At 66.9% G+C, this 15,706-nt stretch carries 17 protein-coding genes; 10 read left to right on the forward strand and 7 right to left on the reverse strand.

Features of this window, described 5'->3' with window-relative positions; genetic code table 11:
* Window positions 1–84 precede the first annotated feature (84 nt).
* Window positions 85–1,128, forward strand: a complete 1,044-nt coding sequence (gene add, locus ABD848_RS04705; RefSeq protein WP_344967674.1) for an adenosine deaminase — start codon at window positions 85–87, stop codon at window positions 1,126–1,128.
* 210 nt (window positions 1,129–1,338) lie between these two features.
* Here the strand turns inward: add and ABD848_RS04710 are convergent, their stop codons facing one another.
* Together ABD848_RS04710 and ABD848_RS04715 are read right to left on the reverse strand one after the other, a co-directional pair.
* The gene (locus ABD848_RS04710; protein ID WP_344967961.1) at window positions 1,339–1,926 is read right to left on the reverse strand and encodes a pyridoxamine 5'-phosphate oxidase family protein; all 588 of its coding nucleotides are present in this window, start codon (window positions 1,924–1,926) and stop codon (window positions 1,339–1,341) included.
* 257 nt (window positions 1,927–2,183) lie between these two features.
* Window positions 2,184–3,365, reverse strand: a complete 1,182-nt coding sequence (locus ABD848_RS04715) for a CapA family protein (RefSeq protein ID WP_425567431.1) — start codon at window positions 3,363–3,365, stop codon at window positions 2,184–2,186.
* Window positions 3,366–4,168: 803 nt separating this feature from the next.
* Here ABD848_RS04715 and ABD848_RS04720 point away from each other — a divergent pair.
* From ABD848_RS04720 to ABD848_RS04730, 3 genes are all read left to right on the forward strand, one after another.
* A complete protein-coding gene (locus tag ABD848_RS04720) occupies window positions 4,169–5,254 on the forward strand; it encodes a chaplin (protein ID WP_344967676.1) in 1,086 nt (361 codons plus the stop codon).
* A 159-nt stretch (window positions 5,255–5,413) separates the two neighbouring features.
* Entirely contained in the window at window positions 5,414–6,286 is an 873-nt protein-coding gene (locus ABD848_RS04725) for an SURF1 family cytochrome oxidase biogenesis protein (protein WP_344967678.1), read from the forward strand.
* A gap of 48 nt (window positions 6,287–6,334) precedes the next feature.
* A complete protein-coding gene (locus tag ABD848_RS04730; protein ID WP_344967680.1) occupies window positions 6,335–7,168 on the forward strand; it encodes a class I SAM-dependent methyltransferase in 834 nt (277 codons plus the stop codon).
* 185 nt (window positions 7,169–7,353) lie between these two features.
* On the opposite strand, the gene ABD848_RS04735 is transcribed toward ABD848_RS04730, so the two are convergent.
* Window positions 7,354–8,046 (reverse strand): class I SAM-dependent methyltransferase, encoded by a 693-nt coding sequence (locus tag ABD848_RS04735; protein WP_344967682.1) that lies wholly within the window; start codon window positions 8,044–8,046, stop codon window positions 7,354–7,356.
* Between the two features lie 345 nt (window positions 8,047–8,391).
* Here ABD848_RS04735 and ABD848_RS04740 point away from each other — a divergent pair, with 345 nt between their 5' ends.
* The 4 genes from ABD848_RS04740 (at window position 8,392) to ABD848_RS04755 (ending at window position 11,584) form a co-directional block, all read left to right on the forward strand.
* Window positions 8,392–9,210: an SDR family NAD(P)-dependent oxidoreductase gene (locus ABD848_RS04740; RefSeq protein ID WP_344967684.1), complete on the forward strand. Its 819-nt coding sequence runs from the start codon at window positions 8,392–8,394 to the stop codon at window positions 9,208–9,210.
* Between the two features lie 160 nt (window positions 9,211–9,370).
* Window positions 9,371–9,634 carry a phosphoribosyl-ATP diphosphatase gene (locus tag ABD848_RS04745; protein ID WP_425567432.1) on the forward strand — a complete coding sequence of 88 codons (264 nt, stop codon included), beginning with the start codon at window positions 9,371–9,373 and terminating at the stop codon, window positions 9,632–9,634.
* A gap of 94 nt (window positions 9,635–9,728) precedes the next feature.
* Entirely contained in the window at window positions 9,729–10,583 is an 855-nt protein-coding gene (gene hisG / locus ABD848_RS04750) for an ATP phosphoribosyltransferase (RefSeq protein WP_344967689.1), read from the forward strand.
* Window positions 10,584–10,867: 284 nt separating this feature from the next.
* Window positions 10,868–11,584 (forward strand): spermidine synthase family protein, encoded by a 717-nt coding sequence (locus tag ABD848_RS04755; RefSeq protein WP_344967691.1) that lies wholly within the window; start codon window positions 10,868–10,870, stop codon window positions 11,582–11,584.
* A 42-nt stretch (window positions 11,585–11,626) separates the two neighbouring features.
* On the opposite strand, the gene trxA is transcribed toward ABD848_RS04755, so the two are convergent.
* A complete protein-coding gene (gene trxA, locus ABD848_RS04760) occupies window positions 11,627–12,001 on the reverse strand; it encodes a thioredoxin (RefSeq protein WP_344967693.1) in 375 nt (124 codons plus the stop codon).
* A 238-nt stretch (window positions 12,002–12,239) separates the two neighbouring features.
* On the opposite strand from trxA, the gene ABD848_RS04765 reads away from it, so the two are divergent.
* Both ABD848_RS04765 and ABD848_RS04770 read left to right on the forward strand, forming a co-directional pair.
* Entirely contained in the window at window positions 12,240–12,608 is a 369-nt protein-coding gene (locus ABD848_RS04765) for a YidH family protein (protein WP_344967695.1), read from the forward strand.
* Complete coding sequence (locus ABD848_RS04770) at window positions 12,605–12,988, forward strand: DUF202 domain-containing protein (RefSeq protein ID WP_344967697.1); 384 nt, start codon at window positions 12,605–12,607, stop codon at window positions 12,986–12,988. Before ABD848_RS04765 ends, ABD848_RS04770 begins: the two co-directional genes overlap by 4 nt.
* A 29-nt stretch (window positions 12,989–13,017) precedes the next feature.
* Here the strand turns inward: ABD848_RS04770 and ABD848_RS04775 are convergent, their stop codons facing one another.
* The 3 genes from ABD848_RS04775 to ABD848_RS04785 all read right to left on the reverse strand — a co-directional run bounded on the left by ABD848_RS04775 (window position 13,018) and on the right by ABD848_RS04785 (window position 15,609).
* A complete protein-coding gene (locus ABD848_RS04775; protein WP_344967699.1) occupies window positions 13,018–14,007 on the reverse strand; it encodes an NAD-dependent epimerase/dehydratase family protein in 990 nt (329 codons plus the stop codon).
* A 62-nt stretch (window positions 14,008–14,069) separates the two neighbouring features.
* Complete coding sequence (locus ABD848_RS04780) at window positions 14,070–14,783, reverse strand: PIG-L deacetylase family protein (protein WP_344967701.1); 714 nt, start codon at window positions 14,781–14,783, stop codon at window positions 14,070–14,072.
* Window positions 14,784–14,892: 109 nt separating this feature from the next.
* Window positions 14,893–15,609: a WbqC family protein gene (locus ABD848_RS04785; RefSeq protein ID WP_344967703.1), complete on the reverse strand. Its 717-nt coding sequence runs from the start codon at window positions 15,607–15,609 to the stop codon at window positions 14,893–14,895.
* Between the last annotated feature and the right edge of the window lie 97 nt (window positions 15,610–15,706).

Raw genomic sequence — 15,706 nt, forward strand, 5'->3', positions numbered from 1 at the left:
CACGCGAGCCCGCCTCACCACCGGCGTTTCCCCCACGTCGGGAAGACCGCAGCGCTCTAGGGACAAACCCGGTAACTTCGGGTTATGGGACTGTCATCATCGGAATCGCCGCTTGAGGCGTTCATTCGCGAGCTTCCCAAGGTGGAACTCCACGTGCACCTGGAAGGCTCGATGCAGCCGGACACGGTGCTACAGCTCAGTCGCAAACACGGCGCCACCGACCTGCCGGCCACTCTCACAGAACTCGCCGAGTGGTACGCCTTCCGCGATTTCCCGCATTTCATCGAAGTCTACCTGGCGTCGATCGGCCTGCTGCGCGACGAAGAGGACTTCGCGCTGCTGACGGCCGACGTGGCGCAGCGCCTGGCCGCCCAGAACGTGCGCTACGCCGAGTTGCACGTGAGCTTGTTCGGACACCTGATCCGGGACATTCCAGCTCATGTCGTTTTCGCCGGTCTGGAGCACGCCCGCCGCGAAGCCGAGCGTGACCACGGGGTGCGGCTGCGCTGGATTCCCGACTTCGCCGGCGACTATGGGCTCGACGTCGGGGAGCGCACGCTCGGCGCGGTGCTGCGGGACGGGCCCTCCAGCGTCATCGGGTTCGGTATCGGGGGGATGGAGGTGGAGCGCGCCCCCTTCGCCGAGCTTTTCGGGCGTGCTCGCGCCGCGGGGCTGCACAGCCTGCCCCATGCCGGGGAGAACGGCGGCCCCGAACGGGTGTGGGCGGCCATCGAGGAGCTGGGGGCCGAACGGATCGGGCACGGTATCGACAGCATGAGCGACCCACGGCTCCTCGATTACCTGCGCGAGACCCAACTGCCCCTCGACATCGCTCCAACGTCGAACTTGCGGACCCGAGCGATCGACGCGATCGAGCACCACCCCCTGCCGCGCATGCTCGAAGCCGGTCTGATGGTCACCCTCAACACCGACGATCCGCCGATGTTCGGCACCGATTTGCACAACGAGTACCGCATCGCCCACCAACTCGGGCTCAGTGCCGAGGATCTCGCCGGTCTGGCCCGCAATGCAGTGGCCGCGTCCTACATGGACGAGGCGGACAAGCGCAGTCTCGCCGCGGAGATCGACGCTGTCATGACACGGTGGCGGCCGGCCCTGAGCGGCTGACGAGAGGCTAGTTCTGTTTTTGGCAACGGCGGTGAGGGCCGGCGGTGGGCGAAAAGCGGGGGAGCGCCCCCGCTGCCGCCCCGCAGGCTGGCGAGATCGCGCGGCGATCGAGGCACGAGCCAACGAAGAACACCCTTCACAACCCCCGCACCTCAGGCCGTCCAAACGACAGAACCCAGCGGCGCTGCCCCTGCCGTGGGCGGGGCGACCCTACTCCCGCCCGTCCCACGGGCTCGGTGTCTGCTTGGCGGCGAAGAAGTCCCCGCCCTTGCGGCGGGTGTCGTCAGTCCCCCAGTCCTCAGCCTCGCGTTCCGATACCCGCCGCATGTGGGGAATGTGCTTGCGGCAGTGGAGGTAGGCCTCCTCGATCCGTGTCACCACCCACATCTGGGCCTGCTGGCCGGGGATGGCCGGTTCGGGGAGTTCGGGCGTATGCCGGCGCATTTCGGCCTCGTCGAAGATGGTGACGGTGCCGTTGACGTGCAGCCCGATGCGGTCGCGCTCGAAGTCGAGGAACATTAGACCGATGTGGGGGTTCTCGCTCATGTTGCCGACGCTGGCCAGCACCCCATTTCCGCGGTATTCCGGGTAGGCCAGCGTCCGTTCATCGACGACATGCACGAATCCGGGAGGGCCGGTACGCAGGCTGGAGTCGCAGGCGCCCTGGGCGTCGGCGGTTGCCACGAAGACCATATCCTGCCGCGCGACGAATTCCCGCATCGCCTCGTTGAGGTGATCCAGCACTTGATCGCGGTAGAAGCGTCTCGCCCGGTCGCTGCTACCGAACAGCTCTTGCATGCGGTGCTCTCCGGTGGAGCCGGGCCAGCGGTGGAGCAGGTCCGGTCCCGCTGTGCCGAGACCGGCTCCACGGTCTCCGAACTCGGGCATGATTTCCCTTCCGGTACACGCCAAAATCCGGGCCGATTTTGCCATGTATAACTACTCTCGCGGAGCTTAATGACATAAGAAGCCAAAGAGAGCTAAGAGAAGTCTTGCCCGGTTTGTGGGCCCCGCGACGTCGGTGGTCGCCCACGAGCACGCCGCGCCGCCCCGACCTACTTGTCTGACGTGGCCGCCTCTGGCGCTGCGGAGCCGCCAGCGCCGGCAGGCTCGGCGGTCAGGTTCGGTGTGCAGCTCGCGCGGTAGCCCTCCCAGGTCTGACGCGCCTGCTCGGCGGCGGCACCTTCGTAGAGCACCGGCACGCCGCCCTGGATCTGCCCGGGCAGCCACTCGTCCTTGACGATCTCTTCCCCGCGCATGGTCAGCCGCAGCACCCCGGTCTCGGCGGTAGGGCCGCTGAAGTTGTAGAAGGCGAAGTTGCCCAAACCGTAGTGCACGTAGGAGTCACCGAGGTAGCCACCGGGGCTGAGCACGTGGGCGTGACCCCCCACTACCGCATCGGCGCCGGCGTCGACGAGGCTTTGGGCCAGGTCGGGCGCGTGCGGCAGCGGGCAGTGGTCCCCCTCAAGCCCCCAGTGCAGGTACACGACAACCGCGTCGGCCTGCTGGTCGGCCTCCTCGACTGCCTGAACCGCCCGCTCCAGCATTTCCCCCTTCGTCGAGGCGAGGCCGGGCTTGTCCGGTCCCGCCGTCCACGCCGGAATCAGGTTGTCGTTGAGCACGTCGGTGGCACCGATGAGCGCGACCTTGGCCCCGCCGGCCTCGATGATGTGGGGGGCGTAGGCCTGCGCCTCGTCGCGCCCCGCCCCGACGACAGGGAAGCCCGCCGCCTCGGCGTTGTCGAGCGTGTCGAGCAGGCCGCTCTCGCTGTAGTCCATGCCATGGTTGTTGGCCACGGTGGCGACGTCGACCCCGGCCGCGGCGAGAGCGTCATAGGAGGTCGCCGGGGCCCGGAACAGGAACTGTTTGCCTGGGGCGGGGGTTCCACCGGTGGTAACGGCGGTCTCCAAGTTGACCATGGAGATGTCGGCCTCGCTGAGCACGCTGCTGACCGAGCCGAGCGCAGTAGAGGGGTCGGAGGCGAGCCGGTCGGCGAGCATGCCCTCGAAGTGGACGTCACCGCCGAAGGCGATCGTGAATGGCTCCATGGGAGAGGGCTCAGGGGAGGAACTGGCAGCCGTGGGCTCGCTGGACTCGGGCGTGGTCTCGTCGTCGGTCTCCTCGGGTGCCGGTGCGCCACACGCCGCGGCGAGGGTCAGGACGGCCGCGAGCGTGCCCACGCGCAGGACGTCGCGCGAGCGCGGGGGGAAGGCAGGCAGCGGACGAGGGACAGTCACAGGGGCCTCCTGCTGATATAGGGACGAATCGGACAGGCGCGTGTTCGGCGCACCAGAGGGTACGCGCTGCGGGTTGCACCGCGGTGTCGTGGTGCCGCGGGGTCACGCTCTCGCCGGCGGCCTTAACCGGCTGGCAGACCTGCTCCTACAGGCGCCCGCGTGGGTCTCCATGATGACAGGGGCCCCAGGTCAGGATGGTGAGGACGTTACTCAACCGTTGATCGGTTTTATGGCGGCGCAGGACCCTGGCTCCAGCCGCGGGGTTAGCCGCTTCACAGCGGCTCCCGGACAGTCCCCGAATGTGACGGTGCACCCCGCCGCCTTCTCCACCAGAGAATTGGACATTCTCCACAAGTCCATAAAAAACTATTATGCGAAGAAGTTTAGTACACCACGCATGAGCTGCTGATTCTTTTTACTAGCGAGAATAGTAAAAATCCAGCACCTCCACTAAGACCCATACTGACCTCGCAAAACAAGGTTCTGAGCGGAGAAGCGCAACAACGAGAGCGGGCATTCCGTTCATTCCCCCCATGTCTGGCGAGAATCATCCGAAAAAATCTTCCTCACGGCCGCGAAGCTGCTAACGTGACGGAGTGATCGGCACAGCAGAGTGCTGTGTCAGACATATTCGGGTGCGCTAAGACCCATATGGCCGCCTCCCGATGGCCTCGATGGAATACGGAAATTCCGCCGCGTTTTCTTCCGGGCCCGTGGCTACTGATCCCGCTCGCAGTGGCGCTGTGGTCTGCGCTTACCACCTTTGTTTACGAGAAATCAGCGAAAGGTCGTGCCTGCAACACATGCGTAAGAAACTCGCTGCCTCCGCTTCCGTAGCCCTGCTGTCCGCCGGGCTGACGGCAGGAATGGCCCCCGCTGCCTTCGCCGACCAGGAGACCGACGGCTCCGGCGGCGTCGCCAGCGGCAACCAGGTGAACGTGCCCGTCGACATCGTCGCTGACCTGTGCGGCAACTCCCTGGCGGTTCTCGGCATCTCCAACGCCGAGTGCACCAAGGTCGCCAAGATCCTCTACGCCAACAGCGACAAGAGCGGCGGCCAGGAGACCGACGGCTCCGGCGGTATCGCCAGCGGCAACCAGATCAACATCCCCATCGACATCGCACTCGACCTGTGCGGCAACAGCGCCGCCGTGGGGGGGCTCTCCAACGCCAAGTGCACCAAGGTAGTGAAGAAGATCGCCGAGTCGGAGGAGAACTCCCAGGAGACCGACGGCTCCGGCGGCGTCGCCAGCGGCAACCAGATCAACATCCCCATCGACATCGCACTCGACCTGTGCGGCAACTCTTTGAGCATCCTTGGTGTCTCCAACGCCGAGTGCACCAAGGTCATCAAGGCGTTGCAGGAAAACCCCGATAACGAGGGCGGCGGCCAGGAGACCGACGGCTCCGGCGGCGTCGCCAGCGGCAACCAGGTCGACATTCCGGTCGACGCCGCGACCGAGATCTGCGGCAACGCCGTCTCGGTCCTGGGCACGAGCAACTCCGAATGCCTGGAGCAGATCTCCTACGAAGAGCCCGAGGACGGCGACGACTCCAACGACGACGGCGGCGAGGGCGACGACGGCGGCAACGAGGGCGAGGAGCCGGAAGGCGAGAAGAGCCCCAGCCCACAGCCCTCTGACGACGGCACCGACGAGCAAAAGAACGAAGACGGCGACAGCGAAGGCGAGGGCGACGACAGTGAGAGCCCCAGCCCCACCCCCGTCGCTGACGAGTCCACCACCGAGGGTGGCGGGCTGCCCGTGACCGGTGCGGCGCTGGGCGGCCTGGTCGCCGCCGGCGTGGCCGCGCTGGGCGGTGGCGGCGCCGCAATGTACTTCAGCCGCAAGAAGCGCGCCGCCGCGGCCTCGCCGAGCGCCGAGGCCTAACCCGGGCCGACGCGCGGCAGCTATCCGCAACGACATCCGGCCCCCGGGCGCCCACCCGGGGGCCGCGTCACGTCGCGCTCCCACCGCCCTCCCGCTCGTGCCCCCTGGTTTCCCGCGGGGCGCCAACGGGCCGGTGCAGGCATCTCGTAGTCTCGAAGTGTGCTTCGTGCGCTCGTCTCACCTCGAATGCTGGCGTTTCACGCGCTGGTCCTGGCCATCATCCCCAGCTTCATTGCCCTGGGGTTTTGGCAGTACAGCCGGTGGGAGGACAAGGCGGCCCAAGCGGCCACCCAGGAAGCCAACCTCAGCGCCGAAGCGGTCCCGTTGACCGACATCACCGATATCGGCGGCGAGGTCGCCCCACAGCAACGCTGGCGCACCGTCAGCGCCACGGGACGCTACGACGCCGAGCACGAACTGCTCGTGCGCAACCGCGACGGCGCGGCCGGGGTGGGACTGTACGTCGTCACACCGCTGGTGACCGACAACGGTGCCGCTGTCCTGGTCAACCGGGGGTGGGTGGACCAGCCCCCCGCCGCTACCCGCCAGCCCGACGTGCCGCCGCCCCCCGAGGGGACAGTGACGGTCACCGGCCGAATCCAGTACAGCGAGACGCCGGAGAACACCGGAATCCGGCCGCGGGAGGGGCTGCCCGAAGGCCAGATCATGATCATCGAGACCGACGCTTTGGCCGAGCGGCTCCCTTACCGGCTCTACGGCGGTTTCGTGGAGCTGACCGAACAGCAGCCCGCCGCGGAGCCGGCTCCCGAACCGGTCGCCCCACCCGAGGTGAACACCGGCATGCACCTGTCCTACGCCGTGCAGTGGTGGGTGTTCACCGCCGTGGCGATCGTCGGTTGGGGGGTACTGGTCCGCCGGGAGATCCACGATTCCCGCCAGGGGTCACCTACCGGCGACGCCTCCGGCGATCCGGACGCGACAGTGGCCGATGGCAGCGCTGCCTCCGCTTCCGCAGCCGCCGCCAACGGCGCGGCTGTGAGCCACGGGAATCGCCACCGGCCTGGCGCTTGAGCCACGCCCGTGATCGTCAACGGTCGATGGCCGTGCCAGCATGTTCCTATGTCTGACGATTCTGACCATGTCGCTCGCGTGGCGCGTCGGCCGGCGGGCTCCGAGGAAAGCGCCCGCGCCGGCCGGACCTGGTGGGAACGCTCGGCCGACGACTACCAAGCCGAGCACGGCGCCTTCCTGGGGGACGTCAGCTTCGTCTGGGGACCGGAGGGGCTGGACGAGGCCCAAGCCCGGCTGCTCGGCGATCCAAAGTGGCTGCGTGGCCGGCGGGTCCTGGAAGTGGGGTGCGGCGCCGGGCAGTGCGGACGCTGGCTGCGATCGGTGGGCGTGGCCGAGGTTGTCGGAGTCGACGTCTCGTTTCGGCAGTTGCAGCACTCCCGCCGGATCGACGCCGACAGCGGCCACCCCCTTGCCGTGACACAGGCCGACGCGCAGCGGCTGCCCTTCGCCGACGCGGTGTTCGATGTGGCCTGCTCAGCCTATGGCGCGTTCCCGTTCCTGCCGGTGGCCGAGGCCGCGCTTATCGAGACCGCGCGGGTGCTGCGCCCCGAGGGGCGCCTCGTGTTTTCGGTGTCGCATCCCGTCAGATGGGGGTTTCCCGACGATCCCGGCGAGAACGGACTGACGGCGCGCGAGTCCTACTTCGATCGACGTCCCTACGTCGAGGAGGATGCGGCGGGCCGAGCCGTCTATGTGGAGCACCACCACACGTTGGGCGACTGGGTACGGGCCATCACCGCGGCCGGGCTGTGCCTGGTGGATCTGGTGGAACCCGAATGGCCCGAGGACAACGAGCACGTCTGGGGCGGGTGGAGCCCGCTGCGGGGCCGCCTGTTGCCGGGCACCGCGATCTTCGTGGCAACAAAGGGAACCCGTCGATAAAAGTCGGCAGCCAGTGGGGCGGCGAGATAACGCCGGTGGCGCACGCCCACGACACCGGCTCTTCTTGGCCGGCCGCGCCTAGGGAAACCCTTGGGTGGCACCCGATGCCACCCAAGGCCGCAGCGTGGAACCCGTCGCCCGGCGATAGCGGGGGCACACCGCCGGGGCAGCGCCTTCAAGCCATGTCAGTCAACGGGTTTGCGGAGATGGTGAATCCAGGCGGGAGGCAGGTTGGGCAACACCCGCTCACTGCCGACGCCGTAGCGATCCACCCAGTCCTGGACCACCCAACTCGACCGTGCCTGGCGCAGGTAGTCCTCCCGGGGAGCGATGATCGCCTTGACCTGCTTGGTGTAGAGGTAGCCGAAGAAGGAGAGGTAGCCTCCCGGGCGCAGCACCTGGAAGTAGTACTCCATGATCTCGCGCACTTCGTCAGCGGTGAAGTTGGCGAAGGGGAGCCCAGAGACGATGACGTCGAAACGGCGGTCGGTCCCCAGGTCGGTGACGAGGCCCTGGTGAACGGTGACCCGGTCGGCCACCTCCGCGAAGCTGGGGTCGGTTCCCACCAGCGCGTTGAGGCGCTCGACGAACTCCGCGTTCGGCTCGACCATGTCGAGCGTGTCACCCTCTCGCATGTGCGCGGCGATGGTTCGGGAAACGGCGCCGGTGCCCGACCCCGGCTCCAGGATCGCGATGGGCGAGTCCTGGTCGGGACGTTGGTCGATATAGCGCGTCAGCGCACCGGCCAGCGCCTGGCCGCTGGGGGCGATCGCCCCCGTCGCGCGAAACGTCCGCACCGCTTGGCGCAGGAACAGTCCGGCATCGCGCAGCGAGACACCGAGACGCTGGGGGTCATAAGAGCGTGGTAGGGCTGTCATGGGCCAACACGGTACTAAGAAAAGCCCCAGTGGCGCTTAGCCCGCGCCGACCGCTCGCAGACAGCGGCCATAAAGCCCATGGCCGCGGCCCACCCGCTGCCGACACGTGGGCGATCGCCCGCGATCCGCCGGCGCCCCCTTGCTGTACTCCTCCGTCAGCCACATCCGTCGTCCTCGTCGACGGCCAGCCCCAGCGGGCAGCGCCGCGACCGCGCCCTACCCGCCCCGCGCTCGGGAGCGGCGCTACCTCGAAGGCGGCACCGACGAGCCTCACCGCTCCTGCCTCGGCTGTGCCGCTCGCGTCGGCTGAGAAAGCGGCTATAGGCCGCGGTACCATGTGTGGTCATGCGTCCGTCTCACGCCCGAACCTCCCGAAACGCCCGAACCGCCTTGATCACCGGAGCTTCGGCCGGGATCGGCGCGGAGTACGCCCGCCAACTCGCCCGACGCGGCTGCAACCTGGTGCTCGTCGCCCGCCGGGCTGAGGCCATCGAAACCCTCGCTGCGGAGCTGCACGAAGAGTACGGCGTCGCCGTCGAGACCCGCCCCGCCGATCTCGCCGACCCCGCGGACCTGGCCACGGTCGAAGAGCGGCTGCGCGCTGACGGCGAGACCGCGGCCCCCATCGACGTGCTGGTCAACAACGCCGGTTGCAGCAGCGGTGGTCCCTTCGCCCATCAGGACCTCGCCTCGATCGAGGGCATGCTCGCCCTCAACATCGGCGCCGTCACCCGGCTCGCCCGGGCCGTGCTTCCGGTCCAACTGCAACGGCGGCGCAGCGGAGACCATAGCGGGCCGATCGGCATCATCAACGTCGCCTCCGTGGCCGGCCTGCTCTCGGGTTCCCCGGAGGGTGCCGTGTACGCGGCCACCAAGGCGTTCGTGGTGTCACTGAGCGAGTCGCTGACAGCGGAGGCCGGCAAGGACGGCGTGCACGTCACGGCGGTACTGCCCGGCTATGTACGCACCGACATGACGCGCGCTGTCCAAGAGCGGGGGCTGCCAGAGGTGGCGTTCGTGTCCAAGGAGCGGGTGGTGACCGAGTCGCTGCGCGCTTGGGCACGGGGAACAGGGGCGGTCGTGCCCGGTATGCAGTACAAGGCGGCCGGTGTCTTGCTCAAGCTGCTGCCACGTCCGGTGGCCCGGGCCATCGTCACTAGTTGAACGGGCAGCGACTCGGCTAGCCGTAGCACCGTCACGCGAGGTTGAGTTCGATGTCTCCCCGTGGTGGGCCGCTGTTCGACGGCCTGTCCGTATGGCCGTGGCCGAGCAGGGGCGAGAGGCGCCTACGCTAGAGGGCGGCAAACCGTCGAGGAAAGTGACCATGAAGACCTTCGAAGAGCTGTTCGCCGAGCTGTCCGAGAAGGCGCGCACCCGTCCCGAGGGATCGGGAACGGTGGCCGCGCTCGACGCCGGTGTCCATGCGGTCGGCAAGAAGGTCGTCGAAGAGGCCGCTGAGGTCTGGATGGCCGCGGAGTACGAGTCGGACGACCGCGCCGCCGAAGAGGTCTCGCAGCTTCTCTACCACCTTCAGGTTCTGATGCTGGCGCGCGGCCTGCGCCTGGAGGACGTCTACAAGCATCTGTAGGCCGGTTTCGGAGGCTGCGATCCGCGCCGTCCACGAGACCGGCCCAGACCGACGTCCGCTATCAGACCCGTTGTCGACGAGTAGGGAAAACCACGTGGCCGATCAACTCCGTATCGCCGTGCCCAACAAAGGGCAACTGTCCGAGCCCGCCAGCGCCATGTTGAGCGAGGCCGGCTACCGCAAGCGCAAAGACAGCCGCGACCTCGTACTGGTCGACCCCGATAACCAAACCGAGTTCTTCTTCCTGCGCCCGCGCGACATCGCCGTCTACGTCGGTGAGGGGATCTTGCAGGCCGGGATCACCGGCCGGGACATGCTCCTCGACTCGGGGGCGGCGGTCGAGGAGATCCTGCCGCTGGGGTTCGGCGGCTCCACCTTCCGGTTCGCCGCTCCCGGTGGACGCACCATGACCGTTGAGGATCTCCAGGGCAAGCGGGTCGCAACGTCGTTCGCGGGCCTGCTCTCAAGCTACTTCGCCGAGCGGGGAATCGATGCTCGCGTGATCCCCCTCGACGGTGCGGTGGAAAGCTCCATCCAGCTCGGGGTGGCCGACGCTGTGGCTGACGTCGTCTCTACCGGCACCACGCTGCGCAACGCCGGACTGGAGATCTTCGGCGACCCCATCTTGGAGTCGGAGGCCGTTGTCATTCGGCAACAGGGCGCCGAGGAGGACACCAAGGTCGAGGGACTGCTACGCCGGCTGCGTGGTGTGCTGGTGGCCCGCGACTACGTGATGATGGACTACGACGTCGAGGCCGAGCGGCTGGAAGAGGCTGTCGCGCTGACCCCGGGGATGGAGGGGCCCACCGTCTCCCCGCTGCGCCGTGAAGGGTGGTCGGCGGTGCGGGCGATGGTGCCACGGCGCTCGGCACAGCAGATCATGGACGACCTGTGGGCGCTGGGGGCACGCGCCATCCTGGTGACCGACATCTACGCCTGCCGACTCTAGGGATCGACTGTCCTGCCGTGCGGCGCCCCAGCACCGCTGTCGCCGCGTTGTCGCCGGCCCCTAGGGGTCCCGCTGGCCGATCCTCGGGCGAAGTCCGGCCAGTAGGGGCGCTCCTTCCTCGGCCGTGCGACTCGGCACCGGTCCCTCGTAGAGCGGGGCCACCGCCGCCCGGTGCCCCAGCGGCGGGCTAGGAGCGGTGGCCCCGCCTGAGTGTGCGCCGCTCGCGACGGACGGACCCATAAACACAGCCCGGAGTCGGGCTAGCGACGAGCGGAGGTCTCGCCGTGGGAATCCAGCACCCCGCGGTACCGGCTGACGAGCCGGCCGTGGTCGAGCGCGGCACCGGTGCGACCGGGGGAGAACTGGTCCTGCGACGAGCCGGTGAGCACTTCGAGATCATCAGCAACGGGGTGTTCCTCATGGACACCCGCGACGGCGCTTCGGAACGGGCGATGGTCCGCGACGCGCTGGCGGCCGTCCCCGCCGGTCGCACCGGTGTGAGCGTGCTGATCGGCGGACTAGGGGTGGGGTTCTCGGCCCGCGCGGCGCTGGACGATCCGCGGGTAGGGCGGGTACACGCCCTTGAACTTGAGCCACGGATCGTGGCATGGCATTCGACACACCTCGCACCGGTGGCGGGTAACCTGACCGCCGACCCTCGCTTCTCCGTCACCCAAGACGATCTGCTGGCGTGGTTGGAGCGGGCCGAGGAGACGTTTGACGCGATCTGTCTCGACGTCGACAACGGTCCTGGCTGGACGGTGACGGAGGGCAACGCTCGGCTGTACGAGCCTGCCGCGCTACGGCAGGTGTGGCGTCTCACGCGCCCAGGCGGCGCGGTGACGTTTTGGAGCGCGACGCGCGCTCCCGGGTTCGCCGACGTGCTTGAGGAGGTCTTCGGTGAGCCGGTGGAGGAGCGGCAAATCGCGGCGCGCCGCGGCGAGCCCGATGTGGTGTACCTGGCCCGCCGCGCCAACACACTGGAGGACGCGGCGGGCTGAACGGGCCGCTGACAGGGGCCAACGGCCCACACCGGCGTGTCCTCAGTCCTGACCGTCGGCCTGCTGCTTGGCGATCTCCTTGCGGACCTCGTCCATGTCGATGTCGCGGGCCTGCTGGATCAGGTCCTCGAGCGCCTCCTCGGGCAGGGCGCCCGGCTGAGCGTAGATGACCGTCTTGTCGCGCACCACCATCAGGGTGGGAATCGACTGGATGTCGAAACTGGCGGCGAGCTCCTGCTGGGCTTCGGTGTCGACGGTGGTGAAGGTGAGATCGGTGTGCCGCTCGGAAGCCTTCTCGAAGATTGGGCTGAACGTCTTGCACGGGCCGCACCAGGACGCCCAGAAGTCGATGAGCACGAAGTCGTTCTCGGTGAGCGTCTGGTTGAAGTTGTCCTTGGTTAGTTCGATGGTTGCCACGTGGCTCTCCTGCGAGCGGATTGGGTCTCGTCTTTGCTACAGCGGTCGTGCTCGCTGTTTTCTTCCATACGCTCCCCAGGGTGGGCAAGCCGACGACCCGCCCCGCCAAAAACCCGACAAAACACCTGGTCAATACCGACTTGGGCGGAAAAAGAGATCCTGGCTACCCTCGTCAGGTGACTATAGACAGAGGCTGTGAGCTGCGCAGACACCGACTTGGGGAAGGGTGGTGAGGTTGATGCCGGCTGCCTCGCCCGCGCGAGGCCAGGGTGACGACGGGGGCGAGGAGCCCGATTACCGCTTCACCCTCGCCAATGAGCGCACCTTCCTGGCCTGGATTCGTACGGCGCTTGGGCTGATCGCCGGCGCGGTGGCGGTGCTGCACCTGGTCCCGTTGGAGTGGCGTCCCGGGCTGCGGCTGGCTGTGGGGCTGGCGCTGGCCGGGCTGGCCGTCGTCATCACGGTCTACGCGCCGCTGCGCTGGTATCGCGTGCAACGCGCGATGCGCCACGGCCGGCCATTGCCCACAAGCAGCCTGCCGGTCGTCACCACGGTCGGGGTGATGGTGGTCTGCGCGGTGGTACTCGTAGGGAACTTCTGGCCGTGAGACGCGGAGTCCGCCCCGATCCTGGGCTACAGCCCGAGCGCACGCTGATGTCGTGGCAGCGCACACTCATCCTAGTGATCGTGACCACGCTGCTTTACGTGCGCGACCCGTTCGTCGACACGCTCTCTGCGGCGCTGACCTCGCCCGGCGCGACGGCCATCACAGTGGCACGACTGTTCCCGGCGCTGGGCGTGCTCGTCGTCTGCGCTGTTGTGCTGATGCACCTGCGCCGGCGCTGGCGCTCGACCGAGCACGGTCGACACGATGACGCCACCGGGCGCCCCGCCGCCCCACTGGCCCGGCCATGGGCGCTGATCGTGGTGAGCCTGGCCGTGGCGCTGCTCAGCGCCGCGGTCGTTGTGACCGCGGCGCTGAACTGACGGTGCAGACACCGCTGGGCATGGCGTCCTCAGCGGATGGCAGCCGGCGAGGGCTCAGCGTCAGCGCGCTTGTGTTCGATGATCGACATGATGATGTCGTCGAGCGAGCGCTGCGGCTCGTAGCCGATGAGTTGCCTGGCAAGAGTGGTGTCGGGCATGCGGCGCTGCATGTCCTCATAGCCTGCGCCGTAGGCGTCCTCGTAGGGAATGAAACGGATTTCGCTGCTGGAGCCGGTGAGCTGGATGACCCGGTCGGCCAGCCCCTTGATCGACACCTCTTCCATGCCGCCGAGGTTGACCGCCTGCGTGTGGCCGCTGGGGTTCTCCAGCAATTCCACGACGGCGGGAATGATGTCGAAGACCGATCCGAAGCAGCGCCGTTGCCGGCCGTCACCGTAGACGGTGATAGGTTCGCCCGCCAACGCTTGGGAGACGAACCTGGGGACCACCATGCCGTAGCGGCCGGTCTGGCGCGGACCGACGATGTTGAAAAACCGCGTGATGACGCAGGGCAGCCCGGTCTCTTCTCCGTAGACATAGGCGACCAGCTCATCGAGCCCTTTCGCCGCCGCATAGGACCACCGGCTCTTCAGCGGGGAGCCCAGAATGCGGTCGGCGTTTTCGGTGAGGCCGTCGGAATCGTTCTTGCCGTAGACCTCGCTGGTAGAGGCGACCATGTAGCGCGCGCCGTGTTCCGCAGCCGCTTCGACCACGTTCTCCGTGCCATGCAGATTGGTACGCAACGACGACAAAGGATTGTCGACAATGGTGTGCACGCCCACGGCGGCCGCCAGATGGAACACAGTGTCGGAGCCGGAGATGAGGTCGTTGACCAGCTCTTTGTCAAGAATAGATCCCTTGACAAGTTCAAACGAAGGATTGCCAACGAGCTGCTGAAGATTGTCCTCCGACCCGGTTGACATATCGTCGAGTGCGACTACCTCATGCCCGTGGGCAATCAGGTAGTCGCACAAATGTGAACCGATAAACCCGGCGCCGCCGGTGACTACGGCCTGCAACGTGTTTCCTCCTCCAAAAGGCATTCGTGGACCATCTTTGGTGAACCAGGTGAGTGGTGGCCTTAGGCGAGGCAGCGCATGACGTGGTAGCCCTCGGCAAAGGCGACCCCGCCCTGCATCCCCCGTAGCGTGGCGAGACTGCGCAGTGTCTGCTCGGAACGGGTGTGGGGATGCTCGTGGATCTGGGTACCGTAGAGCCGCATGGCGAGGATTTTGTCGTCGATATTGTTCTCATTCAGCTCGACGAGCAGTTGCGGCGACGGCGCCATATCGTAACGCCACTGGTCAGCAGCCTCCTCGTAGGTCAACGCCAGGCGCGGATGGTGGCGCTGCTTGGTGTTGGAAGGCCGCAGTGCGGTGTGGATGGCTTCAGCGGTGACCTGATGGTCCTGGTTGTAGCTGGTGCGGTGCGGCGCGATGACGATACTGGGCTCCAGTTCGGAGATAGCCAGCGGACTGTGGCGCTCGATCGCGTTGGCTAGTTCGAATCGAGGCAACCGGTCGAGCTTGAGGTGGTACTCATCACCGGGAAAGGCAATGTGCCAGTCGCGCCATCCGAAGAAGTCGGCGACTTTCTTGATCTCCCCGTGGCGCTCATCGGCGCTGGAGAAACCTTTGGGTGACACATCAGCGGTGTCGCCGACGGTGATGAACTGCACGTACACTTCAGCGCCGGCCTGCCTGGCCTTGCTCATGAGACCTCCGCACCCCAACGTCTCGTCGTCAGGGTGGGGAGCGAAGATGAGCACCCGCTCGCGGGACCAGTCGATCATCATGCCACGTCCTCATGGTTGAAAGAGTGCCGATTCCAGGCAGCGCGTGATATGTCCTGCTAAGACACAGACGTCCACGCGCCCGTTATGGTTGCCACGCACGATGCGCGGCTTACTCATCGACCTCGGAGGAGCGCGCGGCGCGCAGCGTCTCGATACCTCCCGGGCCGACGTTCAACAGCATGTCCAGAGCTGCCATCCGCGGTAGGAACTCGGCGTTAGCGCGGTTGTGCTGCGGGTACTCCGGATGCTGGAAGTTCTGCCATTCGACGTCGACGCCGTAGCGCCGAAAGACCTCAAGGTCGACGTATCCTCGCGCACCGTCACCGGACAGCATGGTCGTGGCGCCGACTTTGGCACAGAGTTGGGCCAAAAGTTCACTTTTTTGGCCGGGGAACTCACCCATCTCACTGGAGTAGAGGATGGGAGTGTCGATGCCGAAGGCGTCGAGGATCAGCCGAGTCGAGGCCATGGCCAGATCGGTCAGACCCTGCCAGGGGGTTTCGTAGAGTTCGAGGATGCTGGAAGCGTAGTCCTTCCAGTAGGGAGCGGCGCGATAGCAGTGCTCAGCGATGGCACGGCGGTGCTTTTCCCGCCATGGCTGCGAATCGTCAAGGGCCTTGTCGAGGATCCGCTCGTCGCGGCTGCGTTGCACGACCGCGGCCGTGAGAAGGAGCGGACCATCTTTGGAAGCCACGTAGTTACGGTTTTGCCATCCTTTGCGCTCGAACTGCACGTGATCGAGGACGATAAACAGGTCACAGCGATCAACTTTGTCGATGAGGCCCAGCCAAGGCAGATAGTGCGGCTGGTGCATGGCGACGCGCACGGTAGCTTCCTCTCCGCAATAATTTTTTTACACTCTGTAAAAATCACGAAGACTTAACCACCGAGAGTCATTCCGTCTTCGTGACGCGAGACACTGA

This window comes from Salinactinospora qingdaonensis (genome assembly GCF_039539445.1).
GTDB classification, from domain to species: Bacteria; Actinomycetota; Actinomycetes; order Streptosporangiales; family Streptosporangiaceae; genus Salinactinospora; species Salinactinospora qingdaonensis.